The organism is Stenotrophomonas sp. GL_111, from assembly GCF_057835245.1.
Map to the genome: position 1 here is coordinate 1,281,888 of NZ_CM174421.1, position 18,816 is coordinate 1,300,703.

Annotated in this window: 16 protein-coding genes; 11 read left to right on the forward strand and 5 right to left on the reverse strand. The window is 67.7% G+C overall.

Features of this window, described 5'->3' with window-relative positions; translation table 11 throughout:
• Positions 1-42: 42 nt before the first annotated feature.
• The gene (locus AC3IPM_RS05755; protein WP_489302998.1) at positions 43-2,349 is read left to right on the forward strand and encodes a tetratricopeptide repeat protein; all 2,307 of its coding nucleotides are present in this window, start codon (positions 43-45) and stop codon (positions 2,347-2,349) included.
• A 52-nt stretch (positions 2,350-2,401) separates the two neighbouring features.
• On the opposite strand, the gene AC3IPM_RS05760 is transcribed toward AC3IPM_RS05755, so the two are convergent.
• Positions 2,402-3,196, reverse strand: a complete 795-nt coding sequence (locus tag AC3IPM_RS05760) for a cytochrome C assembly family protein (RefSeq protein WP_489302999.1) — start codon at positions 3,194-3,196, stop codon at positions 2,402-2,404.
• 130 nt (positions 3,197-3,326) lie between these two features.
• Here AC3IPM_RS05760 and ffh point away from each other — a divergent pair, with 130 nt between their 5' ends.
• The 8 genes from ffh (at position 3,327) to rplS (ending at position 9,466) form a co-directional block, all read left to right on the forward strand.
• On the forward strand, positions 3,327-4,715 hold the full coding sequence (gene ffh, locus AC3IPM_RS05765; RefSeq protein WP_489303000.1) for a signal recognition particle protein: 1,389 nt from the start codon (positions 3,327-3,329) through the stop codon (positions 4,713-4,715).
• A gap of 109 nt (positions 4,716-4,824) precedes the next feature.
• On the forward strand, positions 4,825-5,259 hold the full coding sequence (locus AC3IPM_RS05770; RefSeq protein WP_489303001.1) for a hypothetical protein: 435 nt from the start codon (positions 4,825-4,827) through the stop codon (positions 5,257-5,259).
• Between the two features lie 75 nt (positions 5,260-5,334).
• Positions 5,335-6,411: an NAD(P)H-dependent flavin oxidoreductase gene (locus AC3IPM_RS05775; RefSeq protein ID WP_489303002.1), complete on the forward strand. Its 1,077-nt coding sequence runs from the start codon at positions 5,335-5,337 to the stop codon at positions 6,409-6,411.
• The gene (locus AC3IPM_RS05780; RefSeq protein WP_489303003.1) at positions 6,408-7,196 is read left to right on the forward strand and encodes an aminotransferase class IV family protein; all 789 of its coding nucleotides are present in this window, start codon (positions 6,408-6,410) and stop codon (positions 7,194-7,196) included. Before AC3IPM_RS05775 ends, AC3IPM_RS05780 begins: the two co-directional genes overlap by 4 nt.
• Before the next feature lie 125 nt (positions 7,197-7,321).
• The gene (gene rpsP, locus AC3IPM_RS05785; protein WP_017356068.1) at positions 7,322-7,582 is read left to right on the forward strand and encodes a 30S ribosomal protein S16; all 261 of its coding nucleotides are present in this window, start codon (positions 7,322-7,324) and stop codon (positions 7,580-7,582) included.
• A gap of 43 nt (positions 7,583-7,625) precedes the next feature.
• On the forward strand, positions 7,626-8,138 hold the full coding sequence (rimM, locus tag AC3IPM_RS05790) for a ribosome maturation factor RimM (RefSeq protein WP_489303004.1): 513 nt from the start codon (positions 7,626-7,628) through the stop codon (positions 8,136-8,138).
• A gap of 4 nt (positions 8,139-8,142) precedes the next feature.
• A complete protein-coding gene (gene trmD / locus AC3IPM_RS05795) occupies positions 8,143-8,901 on the forward strand; it encodes a tRNA (guanosine(37)-N1)-methyltransferase TrmD (RefSeq protein ID WP_489303005.1) in 759 nt (252 codons plus the stop codon).
• A 154-nt stretch (positions 8,902-9,055) separates the two neighbouring features.
• The gene (gene rplS, locus AC3IPM_RS05800) at positions 9,056-9,466 is read left to right on the forward strand and encodes a 50S ribosomal protein L19 (protein WP_038689625.1); all 411 of its coding nucleotides are present in this window, start codon (positions 9,056-9,058) and stop codon (positions 9,464-9,466) included.
• Between the two features lie 129 nt (positions 9,467-9,595).
• Here rplS and AC3IPM_RS05805 read toward each other — a convergent pair whose 3' ends face one another.
• The gene (locus AC3IPM_RS05805) at positions 9,596-11,080 is read right to left on the reverse strand and encodes an MATE family efflux transporter (RefSeq protein WP_489303006.1); all 1,485 of its coding nucleotides are present in this window, start codon (positions 11,078-11,080) and stop codon (positions 9,596-9,598) included.
• Positions 11,081-11,204: 124 nt separating this feature from the next.
• On the opposite strand from AC3IPM_RS05805, the gene AC3IPM_RS05810 reads away from it, so the two are divergent.
• Positions 11,205-11,609, forward strand: coding sequence for an RNA-binding S4 domain-containing protein (locus AC3IPM_RS05810; protein ID WP_489303007.1), 405 nt, complete (start codon positions 11,205-11,207; stop codon positions 11,607-11,609).
• A gap of 117 nt (positions 11,610-11,726) precedes the next feature.
• Positions 11,727-12,929 carry a glycoside hydrolase family 5 protein gene (locus AC3IPM_RS05815; protein ID WP_489303008.1) on the forward strand — a complete coding sequence of 401 codons (1,203 nt, stop codon included), beginning with the start codon at positions 11,727-11,729 and terminating at the stop codon, positions 12,927-12,929.
• 115 nt (positions 12,930-13,044) lie between these two features.
• On the opposite strand, the gene katG is transcribed toward AC3IPM_RS05815, so the two are convergent.
• The 3 genes from katG to mutS all read right to left on the reverse strand — a co-directional run bounded on the left by katG (position 13,045) and on the right by mutS (position 18,786).
• Positions 13,045-15,282 (reverse strand): catalase/peroxidase HPI, encoded by a 2,238-nt coding sequence (katG, locus tag AC3IPM_RS05820; RefSeq protein WP_489303009.1) that lies wholly within the window; start codon positions 15,280-15,282, stop codon positions 13,045-13,047.
• Positions 15,283-15,483: 201 nt separating this feature from the next.
• Positions 15,484-16,107, reverse strand: coding sequence for a DUF937 domain-containing protein (locus AC3IPM_RS05825; RefSeq protein ID WP_489304020.1), 624 nt, complete (start codon positions 16,105-16,107; stop codon positions 15,484-15,486).
• A 108-nt stretch (positions 16,108-16,215) separates the two neighbouring features.
• Positions 16,216-18,786 (reverse strand): DNA mismatch repair protein MutS, encoded by a 2,571-nt coding sequence (gene mutS / locus AC3IPM_RS05830; protein WP_489303010.1) that lies wholly within the window; start codon positions 18,784-18,786, stop codon positions 16,216-16,218.
• Positions 18,787-18,816: the final 30 nt, after the last annotated feature.

The following is an 18,816-nucleotide window of genomic DNA, read 5'->3' on the forward strand; positions in this document are numbered from 1 at the left end:
CCTTTCCCTTTTTGAATTGAACGACAGGACAGTACGAACTACATGGATATCTGGAACTGGGTGGAAAAACTGCAGGATGACCTCGGCCAGGCCGGTCAGCCGCAGAGTGCGCAGCTGCTGACCCGGCTGACCGATGAAGTCTGCGAACTGCGCATGGACCGCGTCGATGCCCTGCTGCCGGAGGCGCGTGCACTCGGCAAGACCCTGGCCAACCCGTGGCTGGAGGTCTTCGTGGGCCATTGGGAAATGCGCAACCGGGTCGGTAACCGGCTCGAAGGCGAAGCGGCCCTCGGCGATGCAGTGGCGTTGTTCGAGCGCGCCCACCGTGCCGATGCCGCCGACTGCCCGCAGACCGTCTGCGTCACCCAGGACTTGGCCGCGTGCTACGGCAACATCGACGGTCCCGGCTGGGTGCCCGAGCGGGTGGAGGTGTGCGATGAAACACTGGCGCGGATCGACCCGAGCTGGGCCTGCTTCCAGTGCCTGAGCTGCGAGAAGGCCGATGCGCTGCTCGACGACGGCCGCAGCGACGATGCGCTGGGCTACCTCGATACGCAGGCCGACACCGTGCTGGCGCATGGCGGCAAGGTCTACGACAGCTTTCCGGAAATGCGCATCAAGATTCTGCTGGCCAGCGGCCGCGCCGCCGAAGCGCTGACGCTGATCGAGCAGCGCGAAGCCGAAGTGGCGGCCGAGGGCGACTACGAGCCGGCCAACTGCACCGTGCCGCGCAAGCTGTCCAAGGCCTGGGCGCTGGCCCAGCTGGGCCGCGATGAAGAGGCGATGGCCTCGATGGTGCCGTTCGCGCAGCTGTCGCCGAACTACCGGCGGATGTGGGCGCAGACCGTGGCCCTGCTGGCGCGAAACACCCCGGCACACAACACGTGGGAGCTGGGGCGTCGGCTCAACGTCACCCTGGCGCACTTCGCCGAGGTGGGCGCACACCGTATCGTCATCGAGATCGCCGGGCTGTGCGTGGACCTGGCGTTGCAGCGCGATGCCGTGTGGATGGCGCAGCGCCACCTGGTGCTGGCCCAGCAGCATCTTGGCCAGCTGCGTCAGGACCGCGGGGCCCGTGCACAGCTGGCGGAGCTGGCTGCGCGCATCGAGGCGGCGCCGGCCCAGGCCACGCTGCCGGTACCGGCGGCCGAGTTGCTGACGTGGTTGCTGGCACAGGGCGAGGCCGATCAGGGCCGCGACCCCGAGCGCGAAGCGCAATGGTTGCTGCAGGCCGTGGATGAACGCCCCGACGATGCGGCGCTGGTCGATGTCGCCGCCTCGGCCTTGAACGCCTGTGGCGCTGCCGAGGAGGCGATCGCGTTGTTGTGGCGGCATGTGCAGCAGCACCCGGCAGAAGATGGCACGCCGGCGTACACGCTGATGCGCCTGCTGGTTGAACGTGGCGATGAAGCCGGTCTGACCCGTCTGATCCGGCAGTTCGAGGGCAGCGTGCCGGTGTTCGCGTTGTGGTGCCAGGCGCAGCTGGCGCGGCATCGCTCGGATTGGGCGGCGCTGGAGCAGGCCTGCACCGCCTTGCTGGCCCTGTCGCCGGGCTCGCATGGCGCGCGCGGTCTGCTGGCCACGGCCCTGATGACGCAGCAGCGCTTCGACGAGGCCAAGCAGCACTACCGGCACCTGACTGAAACGCTGGAAGAGCCGCGCAGCGTGCACTGGGATCACATGACCGCCGCCAGTGCTGCACGCGACTGGGATGCGGTGCGCCATTCGGCCGCGGCGATCGGCATGACGCTGAGCAATGACACCGGGCCGGTGGAAGAGAATTTCGGCTGGGTGATCATCCGCTGCATGGATGCCGGCGAGCCCATCGAGTACTACGCGCAGCGCACCGGCCCGGTCACCGCGCGCATCATCGAAAACGCACCGGCCAGCCGCCCGCAGCGGGTGGACGACTGGGTGGTGTTCGATGCCGAGCTGGTGCACCCCGCGCCCGAGGACGAGCAGGAGCGCGAGCACTTCATGCCGACCTACGCGCAGGTGCATCTGCTGGAAAGCGGTGGGCATGCCAGCAGTTGGCTGGTGGACGGCGTGGACCCGGGCGAAGACCGTTGGACGGCCTTCAGCGAGGCGGTCCAGGCGCAGGGCTGGAAGCTGTGGAAGCACAGCCGCGACGACTATCAGCTGACCGATCCGGACAACGCCGACGGCCAGTTGCCGGGCGTGCTGTTCACCATCGCCCAGCCGCAGGGGCATCCGCCGCTGGCCCTGCATCGTTTCCTCAGTGAGGCGACGGCGGGCTGGGCGCATCCGCTGTGCTGGCTGCGCCTGGCCGAAGCCTGCGACCAGGATGAGCAGCGGCACCTGGCGGTGATCGAACGCTACGGCCTGTAATCCCGTGTGCCCGTGGTGCCTCGCCGGCGCCGCGGGCATTGCCACGCTGGCGTCAGCGGGTATGCCCGAACACCAGTTCGATCACGAACTGGCTGCCGAAGAACGCCAGCAGCAGCAACGCCATCGCGGTGAGGGTCCAGTGCACCGCCTTGGCCCCGCGCCAGCCGTAGCGGCGGCGGCCGATCAGCAGGATGCCGAACACGATCCACGACAGCAGGCTGAGCACGGTCTTGTGCACCAGCTTCTGCGCCAGCAGGTCATCGACGAACAGCACCCCGGTGACCAGGGTCAAGGTGAGCAGGGCGAAGCCCGCCGCGATCACCCGGAACAGCAGCGATTCCAGGTCAGCCAGCGGCGGCAGGGCGCGCAGCCAGGGGCGGAAATCACGCCGGCGCAGCGCACGTTCCTGCAACCACAGCATGATCGCCAGCAACGCGGCCACGCTCAGCGTGGCGTAGGCCAGCAGCGCCAGCCAGGCATGCGTGGCCAGCTGCCAGCCCAGCGGCCGGCTGGGTTCGTGGCCGTAGCCGTGGTAAATGCACAGCACCGCCGCGGCCATCGGGAACACCAGTACGCCCAGCGCGGCCATGCGCCCGCGCGCGGCCACCAGCGAGGTCAGCCAGGCCATGCCCAGCCCGACCAGCGACAGCGCGGCGAAGAAATGCATGTCCGGGCCGCCGCTGTTCTGGATGGCCACCAGCGCGTGGTAGCCGCCGTGCAGCAGCATCGCCGGCAGTGCCGGCCACAGCCAGGTGGGCGAGCGGCTGGCGTCATCGCGGCCGACCGCGCGCACCAGCAGGCCGGTGGCGGTCAGGTACAGCAGGGTCGCGATGAGAACGATTGTCATCGTGTCAGTTTCGCATACCCCCGGGGCAGTAGCGATGGCTGCGGCGACAGGCCGCAGCGGCGGTCGGGGAGCAGGGCGGACCCGCTATACTGTGGGTCTCTTTGTCTTTCGTTCTGAACAGGTTGCCTCCATGTTCGAGTCCCTGACCCAGCGCCTCTCCGGCACCATCGAGCGGCTGCGTGGCCGCGGCCGCCTCACCGAGGAAAACATCCGCGAGGCCACCCGCGAAGTCCGCATCGCGTTGCTGGAAGCCGACGTCGCCCTGCCGGTCGTGCAGGCCCTGGTGGAGCGCATCAAGGTGCGCGCGGTTGGCCAGGAAGTGCTCAAGTCGCTGACCCCCGGCCAGGCGCTGATCAAGGTCGTGCGCGACGAGCTGACCACGGTGATGGGCTCGGCCGCCTCGGACCTGAACCTCAATGTCCCGGCCCCGGCGATCATCCTGATGGCCGGCCTGCAGGGTGCGGGCAAGACCACCACGGTCGGCAAGCTGGCCAAGCACCTGAAGGAAAAGCGCAAGAAGAAGGTGATGGTGGTCTCGGCCGACGTCTACCGTCCCGCCGCGATCGAGCAGCTCAAGACCCTGGCCGAACAGGTGGGCGTGCTGTTCTTCCCGTCCAGCGCCGACCAGAAACCCGAAGCGATCGTCCGCGCCGCCATCGACGATGCACGCAAGTCCTTCGTGGACGTGCTCATCGTCGATACCGCCGGCCGCCTGGCCATCGACGAAGCGATGATGGCCGAGATCAAGGCGTTGCACGCCGCGGTCAACCCGGCGGAAACGCTGTTCGTGGTCGATGCGATGACCGGCCAGGACGCGGCCAATACCGCCAAGGCCTTCGGCGAAGCCCTGCCGCTGACCGGTGTGGTGCTGACCAAGACCGACGGTGATGCCCGTGGCGGTGCCGCGCTGAGCGTGCGCTACATCACCGGCAAGCCGATCAAGTTCGTCGGCGTCAGCGAAAAACCGGACGGCCTGGACGTGTTCCACCCGGACCGTATCGCCAGCCGCATCCTGGACATGGGCGACGTGCTGTCGCTGGTGGAGCAGGTCGAGCAGCAGGTCGACAAGGACAAGGCACAGAAGCTCGCCGAGAAGGTCGCCAAGGGCAAGAAGTTCGATCTGAACGACATGCGCGACCAGCTCGAGCAGATGCAGAACATGGGCGGCATCGGCGGCCTGATGGACAAGCTGCCGGGCCTGGGCCAGATCCCCGAGCACCTCAAGGCGCAGGTCAGCCAGGGCAAGGAAGTGCCGCGCATGATCGCCATCATCAACTCGATGACCAGGAAGGAGCGCCGCAATCCGGGCCTGCTCAACGGCTCGCGCCGTGCCCGCATCGCGCGCGGCTCCGGGTTGACCCCGGCCGACGTCAACAAGCTGATGAAGCAGTATCAGCAGATGGAAAAGATGATGAGCAAGATGGCCGGTGGCGGCATGAAGGGCATGATGCGCAGCATGAAGGGCATGATGGGTGCCATGGGTGCCATGGGTGGCCGCGGCGGCATGCCGTTCCGCTGATCCAGCAACACCGTACAGCAGCCGGGAACGTCATCTGCAGGCGCGGATGACGCTTGCCACGCCGGTCCGGGTGGCCGACTATCGCGCCTGATCAATCAAGGGAATGTCCGTGAACAAGTCGATCGTGGTAATCGCGCTGGCCCTGGGGCTGGTGGCGTGCAAGGACGATGCGTCCATGTCGCAGAAGGCCGGCAGTGCGCTCAGTGGCACCGCCGCCGATTTCGTCGCCGGACTGGGCGAGGGTGTCGACAAGAAGATGAACGTGACGCTGCAGGCGGATCCCGCGCTGGCCGCACGTGGCCTCACGGTGACCTTGGGCAAGAGCCGTGGCATGGGCTCCAAGGATGCAGCCGTGTACGTGGTGGCCGACAAGGCCTTCAAGGGCAAGCTGGTGGCACGCGCGCTGGATGCCGCAGGCACCGAGATTGGCCGCGCCATCGCCGAAGAAGAATTCGCCGCCGATGACGCCCGCTACGTGAGCTTCAAGTTCAACGAGGAAATGGACAGCCAGCTGGTGCGTACCTACGCCCTGTCGGCGCGCTGAGTCCTGCCGGCGTATACGCCGGGCGAGGTCGGTGCGGCGTATGCTGGCACCGTCTCCCGCACAGGTGCGCCGATCGTGAGTGTTGCCCCGATCCTTGAACGCGCCGACAGTTTCTGTCGGCGTTTTTCGTTGCAGGCCCCGATCCTGCTCGCACCGATGGCCGGGGCCTGCCCGGTACCGTTGTCGGCAGCGTTGGCCAACGCCGGCAGCATGGGCGCGATGGGCGCAGTGCTGTCGCAGCCGCAGGATATCGGCGCGTGGATGGAAGCCTTCCGCGCACAGTCGTCCGGTCCGGCACAGATCAACGTTTGGATTCCCGATGCTGCCCCCCAGCGTGATGTCGCAGGCGAGGCGGCCACGCGCGCGTTCCTGGCCCAGTGGGGGCCGGAGGTGGCGGCCGCTGCCGGCGATACCGGTCCGGCCGATTTCGATGCGCAGTTCGATGCCTTGATCGCCGCGCGACCGGCGGTGGCCTCGACCATCATGGGCGTGTTTTCTGCCACCCAGGTAGCGCGTCTGAAGGCAGCCAGCATCGCCTGGTTCGCCTGCGCCACCACCTTGTCCGAAGCGCGTGCCGCACAGGCGGCCGGGGCCGATGCCGTGGTCGCGCAGGGCTTTGAAGCCGGCGGACATCGCGGTGCGTTCGAGCCGGACGCGGCCGAGCGCCAGCTGGTCGGTCTGTTCGCACTGCTGCCACGCCTGGCCGACCACCTCGACGTGCCGGTGATCGCCGCCGGCGGTATCGCCGATGGCCGTGGCATCGCGGCGGCGCTGCTGCTCGGCGCCAGTGCGGTGCAGGTCGGCACCGCCTTCATGCGTACGCCCGAATGCGCGCTGGACCCGGCGTGGGCGCAGGCGCTGGCCCACGCCGAGCCGGAAGACACCTGGCCGACGCGTGCCTTCAGCGGGCGGCTGGGCCGTGGCCTGGCCACCGCCTATGTGCGCGCCGCCGCGGCCGGCGATGCGCCACCGCCGCGCCCGTATCCGGTGCAGCGCGGGCTTACCGCACCGATGCGTGCGCAGGCCAATCGCGAGCATCGCCTCGATGCGATGCAGGCCTGGGCGGGGCAGTCGGCATGGCTGGCACCGGCACGGCCGGCGGCCGAGGTGCTGCAGCAGATGTGGGCCGATGCCCGGGCGCTGCTGGGATGAGCATTTACTGCAACGGGCAGCGCGCCGACAGCGACGATCTGGCCGCCGCGCTGACCAACTACGGTCACTTCACCTCGCTGCAGGTGCGTGGCGGCGCGGTGCAGGGGCTGGATCTGCACCTGCAGCGCCTGCAGCAGGGCACATTGGAACTGTTCGGGACTGGATTGGAGGCGGCCCAGGTACAGGCATGGATGTGCCAGGCGCTGCACGACGACAGCCTCGCCGATGCCTCGCTGCGGGTGACGGTGTTCTCGCGTGCCTTCGATTTCCGCCAGCCGCTGCAACCGGTAGCTGTGGATGTGCTGGTGGCCACTGCGCCGCCGGTGGAGCTCCCCGCCATGGCGCGCCGCGTGCGCACCGTGCCCTATCAACGCGAGCTGCCGCAGCTCAAGCACGTCGGCACCTTCGCGCTGTTCCAGCACCGTCGCGCGGCGCTGCAGGCCGGGTTCGACGATGCGCTGTTCCTGGGGTCGGGCGCGCGCATCAGCGAGGGCACCACCTGGAACATCGGCTTTGCCGTCGACGACGTGCTGGTCTGGCCACAGGCGCCGGCGTTGCGCGGTACGCATGAGCGCCTGTTGCAGGCCGGCTGGCAGGGCGCGCAGCAGATCCGGCCGGTCGAGCGCAGTGAACTGGCCGGGTTCCATGCCGCCATCGCCTGCAACTCGGCCGGGGTCTGGCCGATCGGCCAGATCGATGCGGTGCCCTTGCCGGGCTCCGAGGCGCTGTGCGCGCGTGCGCGGCAGGTGCTGGCGGCCACCGCTTGGCAGCCGCTGGCGGTGTGAGCGGGGCCGGGTAGGGGCCTGTTCAGGTTCGGCGGTCTTCACGGGCTTGGAATGGCCGCAGGCCGCCGCTATAATCGCCGGCTTACCGCGCCATCCTGGCGACTGGGCAATAGAGGAATTACACCATGGTCAAGATTCGACTGACCCGCGGCGGCGCCAAGAAGCGTCCCTTCTACCACATCATCGTGACCGACTCGCGCAGCGCCCGTGATGGCCGCAACATCGAGCGCGTCGGTTACTACAACCCGGTGGCCCAGGGTGCGGAATCCCGCATCGTGCTGGACCTGCCGCTGGTCGACAAGTGGGTTGCCAACGGCGCCCAGATGACCGACAAGGTTCGCAACCTGTACAAGGAAGCGACCAAGGCCCAGGCCTCCGCGGCCTGATCCTGAAGGGCCGCGCTTGTCGCGGCCCATTCGGTCTAGACAGATGAAAGATACCGAGCGCCGGATCCTGCTGGGCAGGATTGTCGGCGCTTTTGGTGTGCGAGGCGAGATCAAGCTCGAGTCCTGGACCGAGCCGCGTACCGCCATTTTCCAATATCAGCCCTGGATCCTGCGTACACCCGCCGGCCAGGAGAGCACCCTCAAGGGCGCGCGCGGACGTCAGGCCGGCAAGCACTTGATTGCGGTGTTTCCCGATATCACCGACCGCGATGTGGTCGAGTCGATGTACGGAACCGAAGTGTATGTGGCACGCAGCGCGCTGCCGCCGCCGAAGCCCGACGAGTACTACTGGGTCGACCTGGAAGGCTTGCAGGTGCGCACCGTGGATGGCGTCGAACTGGGGCGGGCTTCGCACCTGTTCTCCACCGGCTCCAACGATGTGCTGGTGGTGCAGGGCGACCGTGAGCGGATGATTCCGTTCGTGCAGCCGGAGTTCGTGGTGTCGGTGGATTTCGAGGCCAACCTGATCGTGGTCGACTGGGACCCGGAGTTCTAGGCCGGTGCGCATCGACGTCATCACCTTGTTCCCCGAGTTCATGGCGCAGTCCGCTGCGCTGGGCGTGGTCGGGCGTGCCGCCGAACGCGGCCTGCTCGACCTGCACGGCTGGAATCCGCGTGACTATGCCGAGGGCAATTACCGCCGGGTGGACGACCGTCCGTTCGGTGGCGGCCCTGGCATGGTCATGCTGATCGAGCCGCTGCGGGCCTGCCTGGCTGCGGCGAAGGCGGCCGATCCGGCGCCCGCGCCGGTGATCTACCTCAGCCCGCAGGGCAAGCCGTTGACCCAGGCCAAGGTCCGCGAACTGGCCGCGCTGCCGCGCATGATCCTGCTGTGTGGGCGCTATGAAGGCGTCGACGAGCGGTTCCTGGCGGCCGAGGTCAGCGAGGAAATCTCGATCGGCGATTACGTCCTGTCCGGCGGTGAGCTGGGTGCGGCGGTGATCGTGGATGCCGTGACCCGGCTGCAGGAGGGCGCCCTGGGCGATGCCGAATCGGCCGCACAGGACAGTTTCGAAGGCCCGCAGGGGCTGCTGGACTGCCCGCACTACAGCCACCCGGCCCAGCATGAATGGGGCACCGTCCCGGATGTGCTGCGCTCGGGCAACCATGCCGCCATCGCCCGCTGGCGCCGCCAGCAGTCGTTGCTGCGGACCGCATCACGGCGGCCGGACCTGCTTGACGAGGTCCAGCTGTCCAAGGCCGACCGGACCCTGCTGGAGCAGGGCCGCAAGGCCCAGGCCGAAGACCCCACCCCCTAGCGCGGGGGTAGGAACTTCGGCTATCATTGGCGATTCCCATCAGGCCTTTGCGCCCGATGGTGGATCCATACAAAAAAACGTGCAGCACAGTCCGGTGACTGCATGAGCCCACGTTGTCGAACGACACGACCACCCGAACACTATCGGTGCACCCATGAGCAAGCTGAACAAAACCATCCTTGCGGACTTCGAGTCCGCCCAGATCACCCGCGAGCTGCCGAAGTTCAGCCAGGGTGACACCGTCGTCGTCAACGTGAAGGTCAAAGAAGGCAACCGTGAGCGCGTCCAGGCTTACGAAGGCGTCGTGATCGGCACCAAGAACGCCGGCCTGAACTCCGCTTTCACCGTCCGCAAGATCTCGCACGGTTACGGCGTCGAGCGCGTCTTCCAGACCCACAGCGCCATCATCGACTCGGTCGAAGTGAAGCGTCGTGGTAAGGTCCGCGCCGGTAAGCTGTACTACCTGCGTGGTCTGGAAGGCAAGGCTGCCCGCATCAAGGAAGATCTGGCCGCCGCTGCACAGGCCAAGCAGGCCCGCCTGGCTGCTGCCAAGGCTGCCCAGTAATACCGCGCCGACAACTTCGGTTGTCGCGCAACAAACGGCCACCTTCGGGTGGCCGTTTGCGTTTGGGCGACGCAAACAGGCAACGTGCGCCATGACCTCTGACCTGCCGTACCCACCAACGGTGGGTACCTACCGCATCGGCTGCGGCGCAGGTGCTGCGGTGGGCGGCGCATCCGGATCCAGATCCGCCACCGGTGAAGGTGGTGTTGCCGGCACTTCGGCCGGCACCGCGATTTCCTCGCGATGGCTGGGCAGCATCCGCGCCTTGCGCCAGCCGCCCCAGCGGTAATACGCCAGCGACAGCAGCATCGCGCAGAACGAGCTGACCGGGAAACTCCACCACACCGCGTCGGCGCCCCAGCGGTCCTGCAGCAGTTCGGCGAACGGCACGCGGATGCCCCACAGCGACGCCGCCAGGATCAGCAGCGGCGGAATCACCGCGCCGGTGGAGCGGACCACGCCGGAAATCACGAAGTTCACGCCGAAGAACAGGAACGACCACACCGCGATGTGGTTCAGATGGCGTGCCACCTCCAGCGCCTGGCTGCCATCGGGCAGGAACAGCGCCAGGGTGTAGCGGTCGAGCAGGATCAGCGGCAGGATCAGCACGCCGGTCAGCAGGAAGTTGTACATCACCCCGCTGCGCGCGGTACCCCGCACCCGGTCCCAGCGCTGCGCGCCGACGTTCTGCGCGGCCATCGATGAGCACGCCGCGCCGATCGCCATCGCCGGCATCTGCACGTAGGTCCACAGCTGCAGCGAAGCGCCATAGGCCGCCGCGGTGTCGGTGCCGTAGCTGTTGACCATGCTCATCATCAGGATCATCGACAGCGAGATCAGCACCATCTGCAGGCCCATCGGCACGCCCTTGACCACCAGTGCACGCAGGATCTCCAGATCGATCTTGAACAGCGCCATGTCCTTGCGGCCCAGCCACAGCACGTGCCGCTTGTTGCGCATGTACCAGAGCAGCCCGGCCAGCGACAGCGTCTGTGCGATCAGCGTGGCCCAGGCCGCACCGGCGATGCCGAGCTTGGGGAACGGGCCGATGCCGAAGATGAGCAGCGGGTTGAAGCCGATATCCAGCACCACCGACAGCAGCAGGAAGCGGAACGGGGTACGCGAGTCACCGACGCCGCGCAGGGCTGAACTGAGGAATGCGAATGCATACAGCGTGGGCATCGCCAGGAAGATGATCTTCAGGTAGGCCTCGGCCAGTGGCAGCGATTCGGCCGGCGTGCCCATCGCGGCCAGCAGCGGGTGCGACAGCCACCAGCCGGCGATGGCGATCACCACCGACAGGCCGATGAAGAAGGTGGCACTGGTGCCCATCACCCGCCGCGCCTGCGCCAGGTCGCGCGCGCCCATCGACTGGGCGATCAGGATGGAGGCGGCCATGCCGATTCCGAACACCGAGCCGATCAGGAAGAACATGATGTTGTTGGCGTTCGCGGTGGCGGTCAGCGCCGCCTCGCCGAGGAAGCGCCCGACCCAGATCGCATTCACCGAGCCGTTCAATGACTGGGCGATGTTGCCAGCCAGGATCGGCAGCGCGAACAGGAACAGGTTGCGCCCGATCGGGCCGGTGGTCAGGTCAAGCGGCGCTTTGGCCATGTGCTCTGGAGATCACGCTCGGGGAGGGGCACACTAGCACCAAGCCTGTCAGCGGGATATCGCGATGCAGCACAGGCCCCCCTGAACCGCCAACCGGCCAAGGCCGTGGAGCTGGATAGAAAGCATGACTGAAGCAGCACCGCTGGTGGTGGTCCGCCTGGATGTCTGGTTGTGGGCGGCGCGATTCTTCAAGACCCGCAGCCTGGCCAAACAGGCGGTGGAAACCGGCAAGGTCGATGTGCAGGGGCAGCGGCCCAAGTCCTCGCTTGCGGTGCGGGTGGGGGAGCAGCTGCAGATCCACCGTGGCGATGAAGTGTTCGACGTGCAGGTGCGTGGCCTGAGCGAGTTGCGCGGGCCGGCACCGCTGGCGCAGCAGCTCTATGAAGAGAGCGAGGCCTCGCGCGCGCGGCGGGCCGAAGTGCGCGCGCAGCGGGCGGCGGCGAAGAACGGCTACCAGCCGCCCGAACATCGGCCCGACAAGCGTGCGCGGCGGTTGATCCGTGCACTGGGTGATCTGGATGCGCTGTAGTCGATAGAAAATGGCAACGACGGCATGCCGCAGACCCTGACCGGGTTCACGGCAGGTGCCGGGCATCGCGGCCATGCTGTGTACCTGTTGATTCTGCGGGTTGTGTCGATGCCGTTCTTGCCTTCTCTTCTGCTGCGCCGGTTTACCTGGCGCGTCCTGCTGCTGGCCAGCCTGTTTGCATCCACCGCCGTGCAGGCCGCGGACATCACCTTCTGGGATGTTCCCCGCCACGGCGGCAACAGCTTCAACCAGGTGCCGCCCGACCGCGCCCATTTCGATGCGCTGCGTGCCACCGGCGCTACCTGGGTGCGGCTGAGTTACGACAAATGGCCGGCGCACCAGCGTGATTTCCTGATCGGCAACGCCGATGACTATCGCGGGTTGGACGCGGCCGATCTCAAGCTACTGCGCCGCGTACTCGATGATGCCCATGCGTCCGGGCTGAAAGTGGTGCTGGCGCCGCTGTCGCTGCCGTTGCTGCGCTGGTCGCAGAACAATGGCGGCGAGCACGATCCGCGGTTGTGGCAGAGCCTGGATGCGCAGCAGCCTGCGCTGGCGTTCTGGCACGATCTGGCCGCTGCGCTGGCCGGGCACCCGGCGCTGGCCGCCTACAACCTGATCAACGAACCGGCACCGGAGCGCGGCGGCGTGGACGAGCACGCCTCGGCGGCGGCACTGGCGCAGTGGTATGCACGGGTAAAAGGCACCGGGCGCGACCTGCCGGCGTTCTACACGCGGCTGATCGCAGCGGTACGCCGCGCGGACCCGACCACGCCGATCATGCTCGACGCAGGCTGGTATGCCGCCGCCGATGCGTTCTCGTACTGGCCTGTCGCGTTGAAGGATCCGGCGCTGCTGTACAGCGTGCACATGTACGAACCCTACGCGGCCACCAGTGCGCCCAACCAGAAACGCGCCACGCCGTATGGCTACCCCGGCACGGTGCCGTTCGGTAGCGGCGAGCAGAACTGGGACGCTGCGCGGGTGCGTGAGTACCTGATGCAGCCGCTGCTGTGGGCCGACGCGCATGGCATTCCGCGCACGCGCATGGTGGTGGGCGAGTTCGGCTGCATGCGGCGCTGGAGCGGTTGCCCGGCCTACCTGCACGATGTGCTCGCGGTACTGGATGACACGCGTGTGCACTGGGCGTTCTATGCCTTCCGCGAGGATGCCTGGGATGGCATGGACTACGAACTAGGCGATGGGCCGCTGCCCTGGACCTACTGGAAATCGGCCGAGGCGGGCAAGGTGCCGTCGCCGCCGCGCAGTGAAACCCCGCTGTTCGCGCCGATCCTGAAGCGGCTGCGCGCATCGCCGTAACGCGCTACCGCACCGGCCCGATGGATGACAAAAAAGGCGTGCCGGTCAGTGACCGGCACGCCTTGATTCGTTTTCAGGCTACCGGCCGCTGGGGTCGGTGCCGTTCCGCGTGGTCTCAACCGTGCAGGTCGAAGCGGTCCAGTTCCATCACCCGGGCCCAGGCGGCGACGAAGTCCTGCACGAACTTCTTTTCGCCATCGGCACTGGCGTACACCTCGGCCAGCGCGCGCAGCACCGAGTTCGAGCCGAACACCAGGTCGACCCGGCTGCCCTTCCAGCGCTGCGTGCCGCCGTTGCGGTCGTTGCCGGTGTAGCCATCGCCGGCCGGCGTCCACTGCGTGCGCATGTCGAGCAGGTTGACGTAGAAGTCGTTGCTCAACGTGCCGGGGCGCTCGGTGAGCACGCCCGTGTTGCTGCCGCCGGTATTGGTGCCCAGTACCCGTAGGCCACCGACCAGCGCGGTGAGTTCCGGTGCGGTCAGCGTCAGCAGCTGCGCACGGTCGATCAGCAGCGCTTCGGCGGGCACGCTGTAGCGGCCCTTGAGGTAGTTGCGGAAGCCATCGGCGTACGGCTCCAGCACCTCAAAGGACTCCACGTCGGTCTGGGCCTGGCTGGCATCGGTGCGGCCGGGATGGAACGGCACGGTGACCGTATGGCCGCCGGCCTTGGCGGCCTGCTCGACGCCGACATTGCCGGCCAGCACGATCAGGTCGGCCAGCGACACCTTGCGACCACCGGCGGCGTTGAACTCCGCCTGGACCTTCTCCAGTGCGGCAAGCACCTTGCCCAGCTGTTGCGGCTGGTTGACCGCCCAATCCTTCTGCGGGGCCAGGCGGATGCGCGCACCGTTGGCACCACCACGCTTGTCCGAGCCGCGGAAGGTGGAGGCCGAGGCCCATGCGGTGGACACCAGCTCAGCCACGCTCAATCCCGCCGCGGCGATCTTCTGCTTCAACGCGGCGATGTCCTGCGCATCGATCGGCGTCTTTCCGGCCTGGGGGATGGGGTCCTGCCAGATGAACTCTTCGGCCGGGATTTCCGGGCCGAGATAGCGTGCACGCGGGCCCATGTCGCGGTGGGTCAGCTTGAACCAGGCACGCGCGAAGGCATCGGCGAAGGCCTGCGGGTCGGCCAGGAAACGCCGCGAGATCTTCTCGTAGGCCGGGTCCACGCGCAGCGAGAGATCGGTGGTGAGCATGGTCGGGCGGTGCTTCTTCGAGGCGTCGTGCGGGTCGGGAATGACCGCATCGCTGTCCTTGGCCACCCACTGGTGGGCACCGGCCGGGCTCTTGGTCAGTTCCCATTCGTGGCCGAACAGCAGCTCGAAGAAGTCGTGGCTCCACTGTGCCGGGGTACGGGTCCAGGTGACTTCCAGACCGCTGGTGATGGCGTCGCCGCCCTTGCCGCTGCGGTACTTGTTTGCCCAGCCCAGGCCCTGGCTTTCCAGCCCGGCCGCTTCGGGTTCGGCGCCCACGTTGTCGGCCGGGCCGGCGCCGTGGGTCTTGCCGAAGCTGTGGCCGCCGGCAATCAAGGCGACGGTTTCTTCATCGTCCATCGCCATGCGCGCGAAGGTGTCGCGGATGTCGAAAGCGGCCTTGAGCGGGTCGGGGTTGCCGTCCGGACCTTCCGGGTTCACGTAGATCAGGCCCATCTGTACCGCCGCCAGCGGGTTTTCCAGGGTGCGCGAGTGCACGTCGCCATCGGCATCGTCGTCGGAGACCAGCACGCCGTGGTCCTCCTGCACGCCTTCAGAACCATGCGCATAGCGCACGTCACCGCCCAGCCACGTGGTTTCGCGGCCCCAGTACACGTCCTGGTCGGGCTCCCACGTATCCGGGCGGCCGCCAGCGAAGCCCAGGGTCTTGAAGCCCATCGATTCCAGCGCGACGGTGCCGGTGAGGATCAGCAGGTCGGCCCAGGAAATGGCCTGGCCGTACTTCTGCTTGATCGGCCACAGCAGGCGCCGTGCCTTGTCCAGGCTGACGTTGTCCGGCCAGCTGTTGAGCGGGGCGAACCGCTGCTGGCCGCGGCCACCGCCGCCGCGTCCGTCGCCGATGCGGTAGGTACCTGCGCTGTGCCAGGCCATGCGGATGAACAGGCCGCCGTAATGGCCGAAGTCGGCCGGCCACCAGTCCTGCGAATCGGTCATCAATGCGGTGATGTCGGCCTTCAGCGCCGCATAGTCCAGGCCATTGAACGCCTTGGCGTAGTCGAACGTCTCACCCAGTGGGTTGGAGCGGTCCGAATGCTGGTTGAGCAGGTCCACGCGCAGCTGGTTGGGCCACCAGTCGCGGTTGGTGGTGGCATTGCCGATGAGGGCATGGTTGAACGGGCACTTTGCTTCGCTTTTCATGGGTATCTACCTGTGTAGCAGCGAATGTGGGGACCATCTGCGGCACCGCGCCGATGGCGACAGGGCCCCGGGCATGAACCCGGGGCGTGCCGTGAAGGCATGCGACCACGTTAAGCAATGCGGTTCATTCGGTAAATTCGAATGAATCAACCAAAACGATAGTCGTGGCCTATTTGTCGCCGCATCGTCGCTTGGCTGCGCTCAGCGCTTGCCGCCGAGCAGGCCGCCGCCGAGCTTGAGTAGATCGCCGATGCCGAGCTGGCCATCGCCGTCCTGGTCCAGCACCGAGGTCAGCAGCCCACCGGCACCGCTGCTCTGCGCTTCCTGGCCCAGGGCCTGGCTGAGCTGGCCTGCGTTGCCGCCATTGGCGAAGCGCTGGGCGAGGTAGGACATGACGATGGGGGCGAGGATGGCCAACAGCTGGCTGGTCTTGCTGCTGTCCAGCCCGGTGGCCTGGCTCAGGCCCTGTGCGGCGCGGTCGCTGTTGCCACCAAACACATGGCCGAGGATGCCGGCACCGTTGGTGGCATTGCTGCCACCGCCACCGCCGAGCACGCTGCCGAGCAGCCCACCCAGGTCGAAGCCGCCGCCACTGGCGGGCGCGTGGTCGCGCTGCAGCGCACCGAGCAGGGCTTCAGCGCCTTGCGGCTGCTGCGCGTTGCGGCCCATCGCGCCCATCAGCAGCGGCAGCGCCGCGCCGATCGCCGTGCTGGCCTGGTTCTGGTCGATGCCCAGCTGCTGGGACACCTGTTGCAGGCCCTGGCCCTGCTGCAGCTGCTGGAAGAGGGATGCGGCAAGGGATTCGGTATTCACGGCGGACTCCAGTCAGAGGGTAGGTAACCGCCCGAGCATAGCGCCGCGCATAAGACGAACATGCGAAACCTTCACGGCCCCCGGACATGCGCGGTAGTGCCGGCCGCCGGCCGGCACCCCTCAGATCAGTGCCTTCAACCGGTACAGCGCCTCCAGCGCCTGCTTCGGGGTCAGTTCGTCCGGGTCCACTGCCGCCAGCGCGTCCAGCGCCTTGCTGTTGGGCGCACTGAACAGCCCGAACTGCTGCGGGGCATCCAGCGCCTGTGGCGCGACGATGGCGGATTGGGTGTCGCCACCGCGCTGCTCCAGCTCGGCCAGGCGGCGCCGGGCCTGGGCCACGGTGGCCTTGGGCAGGCCGGCCAATGCGGCCACCTGCAGGCCGAAGCTGCGGTTGGCCGGGCCGTCCTTGACCGCGTGCATGAACACCAGCGCTTCGCCGCCATTGCGGTCGGTATGTTCCACCGCGTCCAGGTGCACGTTGGCGATGCCGCTGGGGCCGCCCTCGTGCTGCTCGTCGGCCAGCGCGGTCAGTTCGAAGTAGTGCGTGGCAAACAGCGTGTAGCAGCGGTTGCTGTAGGCCAGGTGGCGGGCTACGGCGTCGGCCAGGGCCAGGCCGTCGTAAGTGGACGTGCCACGGCCGATCTCGTCCATCAGCACCAGCGAGTGCGCGCTGGCGTGGTGCAGGATGTAGCTGGTCTCGGACATCTCGACCATGAAGGTGGACTGCCCGCGCGCCAGGTCGTCGCCGGCGCCGATGCGGGTCAGGATGCGGTCGATCGGGCCGATCACCGCACGGCTGGCCGGCACGAAGCTGCCGATGTGGGCCAGCAGCACGATCAGCGCGTTCTGGCGCATGTAGGTGGATTTACCGCCCATGTTCGGGCCGGTGATCACCAGCATGCGGCGGTCCGGATGCAGGTCCAGGTCGTTGGGCTCGAAGGGCTGCTCACGCACCGCTTCAACCACCGGATGGCGGCCGCGCTCGATGCGCAGGCAGGCGGTGGTTTCCAGCTCCGGGCGGGCCCAGTCCAGCGCCTGCGCGCGTTCGGCGAAACCGGCCAGCACGTCCAGCTCGCTGAGCGCGGCGGCGCACTGCTTGAGTGGTTCCAGCTGGTCGGCGAGGGTGTCGAGCAGTTGTTCGTACAGCAGCTTCTCGCGCGACAGCGAGCGCTCGCGCGCCGACAGCACCTTGTCCTCGAACGACTTCAGCTCTTCGGTGATGTAACGCTCGGCATTGGTCAGCGTCTGGCGACGGGTGTAATGCACCGGCGCCTTGTCGGCCTGGCCCTTGCTGATTTCGATGTAATAGCCATGCACACGGTTGTAGCCGACTTTCAGCGTGGCGATGCCGCTGCTGGCGCGCTCGCGCTGTTCCAGATCGATCAGGAACTGGTCGGCGTGGGTGGACAGCCGGCGCAGCTCGTCGAGCTCGGTATCGAAGCCTTCGGCGATCACGCCGCCGTCGCTGAGTTTCATCGGCGGGGTCGGAGCGATCGCGCTGGCCAGCAGGTGCGCGCATTCGTCGTGCGAGCCCAGTGCGTCGTGCAGCGCAACCAGGCGCGGCGAATCCAGCGGCGCCAACACCGCACGCACCTCCGGCAGCAGGCCCAGGCCATCGCGCAGGGTGGAGAAGTCGCGCGGACGCGCCGAGCGCAGTGCCACCCGGGTGAGGATACGCTCCAGGTCGCCGAGTGCGCGGAAGGCTTCGCGCACGTCGCTGTCGGCGCCGCGGTCGATCAGTGTGGCCACCGCGTCATGGCGCTGCACCAGCACGTCGCGCAGCCGCAGCGGCCGGTGCAGCCAGCGGCGCAGCAGGCGCCCACCCATCGGGGTGACCGTGGTGTCGAGCACGCCGAGCAGGGTATTGCGGGTATCGCCATCGACGCGCGTGTCCAGCTCCAGATGGCGGCGCGTGGCCGCGTTCATGGAAATGGCTTCGCTGGCGGTTTCAGTGGCAATCGCGGTGAGATGCGGCAGGCGCTGCTTCTGGGTTTCTTCGACATAGCCGAGCAGCGCGCCGGCCGCGGCGGTGGCACGCGGCTTGTCATCGATGCCGAAGCCGGTCAGATCGTGCAGCTTGAAGAAGGCGAGCAGCTGGCGGCGGCCGCTGTCGGGATCGAACAGCCACGGTGCACGGCGGCGGATGCCGTTGCGGTGCTTGAGGAATTCCGGCCAGTTCTCTTCGTCCGGGACCAGCAGCTCGGCCGGCTCCAGCCGCGCCAGTTCGGCTTCCAGCGCGTCGTCGCTGTCGACTTCGTTGACCAGGAAACGGCCACCCGCCAGATCCGCCCAGGCCAGCCCGTAGCCGTGCTTGCCGCGCGAGAGCGCCATCAGCAGCGTATCGCGGCGCTCATCCAGCAACGCCTCGTCGGTGACCGTGCCGGGGGTGACGATGCGCACCACCTTGCGTTCGACCAGGCCCTTGGCCAGCGCCGGGTCGCCAATCTGCTCGCAGATCGCCACCGACTCGCCCAGCGCCACCAGCCGCGCCAGATAGCCTTCATAAGCGTGCACCGGCACGCCGGCCATCGGAATCGGCGCACCGCCGGAACTGCCGCGCTGGGTCAGGGTGATATCGAGCAGCCGCGCCGCCTTGCGGGCGTCGTCGTAGAACAGCTCGTAGAAGTCGCCCATGCGGAAGAACAGCAGCAGGTCCGGGTAGCCGGACTTGGCGGCGAAGAACTGCTTCATTAGCGGTGTATGGTTTTCCAAGCCCCCGCT

What these genes read in the sequence shown, in the direction of transcription:
- AC3IPM_RS05755 (WP_489302998.1), top strand. Translation starts at nt 43, where the DNA reads ATGGATATCTGGAACTGGGTGGAAAAACTGCAGGATGACCTCGGCCAG.
- AC3IPM_RS05760 (WP_489302999.1), bottom strand. Translation starts at nt 3,196, where the DNA reads ATGACAATCGTTCTCATCGCGACCCTGCTGTACCTGACCGCCACCGGC.
- ffh (WP_489303000.1), top strand. Translation starts at nt 3,327, where the DNA reads ATGTTCGAGTCCCTGACCCAGCGCCTCTCCGGCACCATCGAGCGGCTG.
- AC3IPM_RS05780 (WP_489303003.1), top strand. Translation starts at nt 6,408, where the DNA reads ATGAGCATTTACTGCAACGGGCAGCGCGCCGACAGCGACGATCTGGCC.
- rpsP (WP_017356068.1), top strand. Translation starts at nt 7,322, where the DNA reads ATGGTCAAGATTCGACTGACCCGCGGCGGCGCCAAGAAGCGTCCCTTC.
- rimM (WP_489303004.1), top strand. Translation starts at nt 7,626, where the DNA reads ATGAAAGATACCGAGCGCCGGATCCTGCTGGGCAGGATTGTCGGCGCT.
- rplS (WP_038689625.1), top strand. Translation starts at nt 9,056, where the DNA reads ATGAGCAAGCTGAACAAAACCATCCTTGCGGACTTCGAGTCCGCCCAG.
- AC3IPM_RS05805 (WP_489303006.1), bottom strand. Translation starts at nt 11,080, where the DNA reads ATGGCCAAAGCGCCGCTTGACCTGACCACCGGCCCGATCGGGCGCAAC.
- AC3IPM_RS05810 (WP_489303007.1), top strand. Translation starts at nt 11,205, where the DNA reads ATGACTGAAGCAGCACCGCTGGTGGTGGTCCGCCTGGATGTCTGGTTG.
- katG (WP_489303009.1), bottom strand. Translation starts at nt 15,282, where the DNA reads ATGAAAAGCGAAGCAAAGTGCCCGTTCAACCATGCCCTCATCGGCAAT.
- mutS (WP_489303010.1), bottom strand. Translation starts at nt 18,786, where the DNA reads ATGAAGCAGTTCTTCGCCGCCAAGTCCGGCTACCCGGACCTGCTGCTG.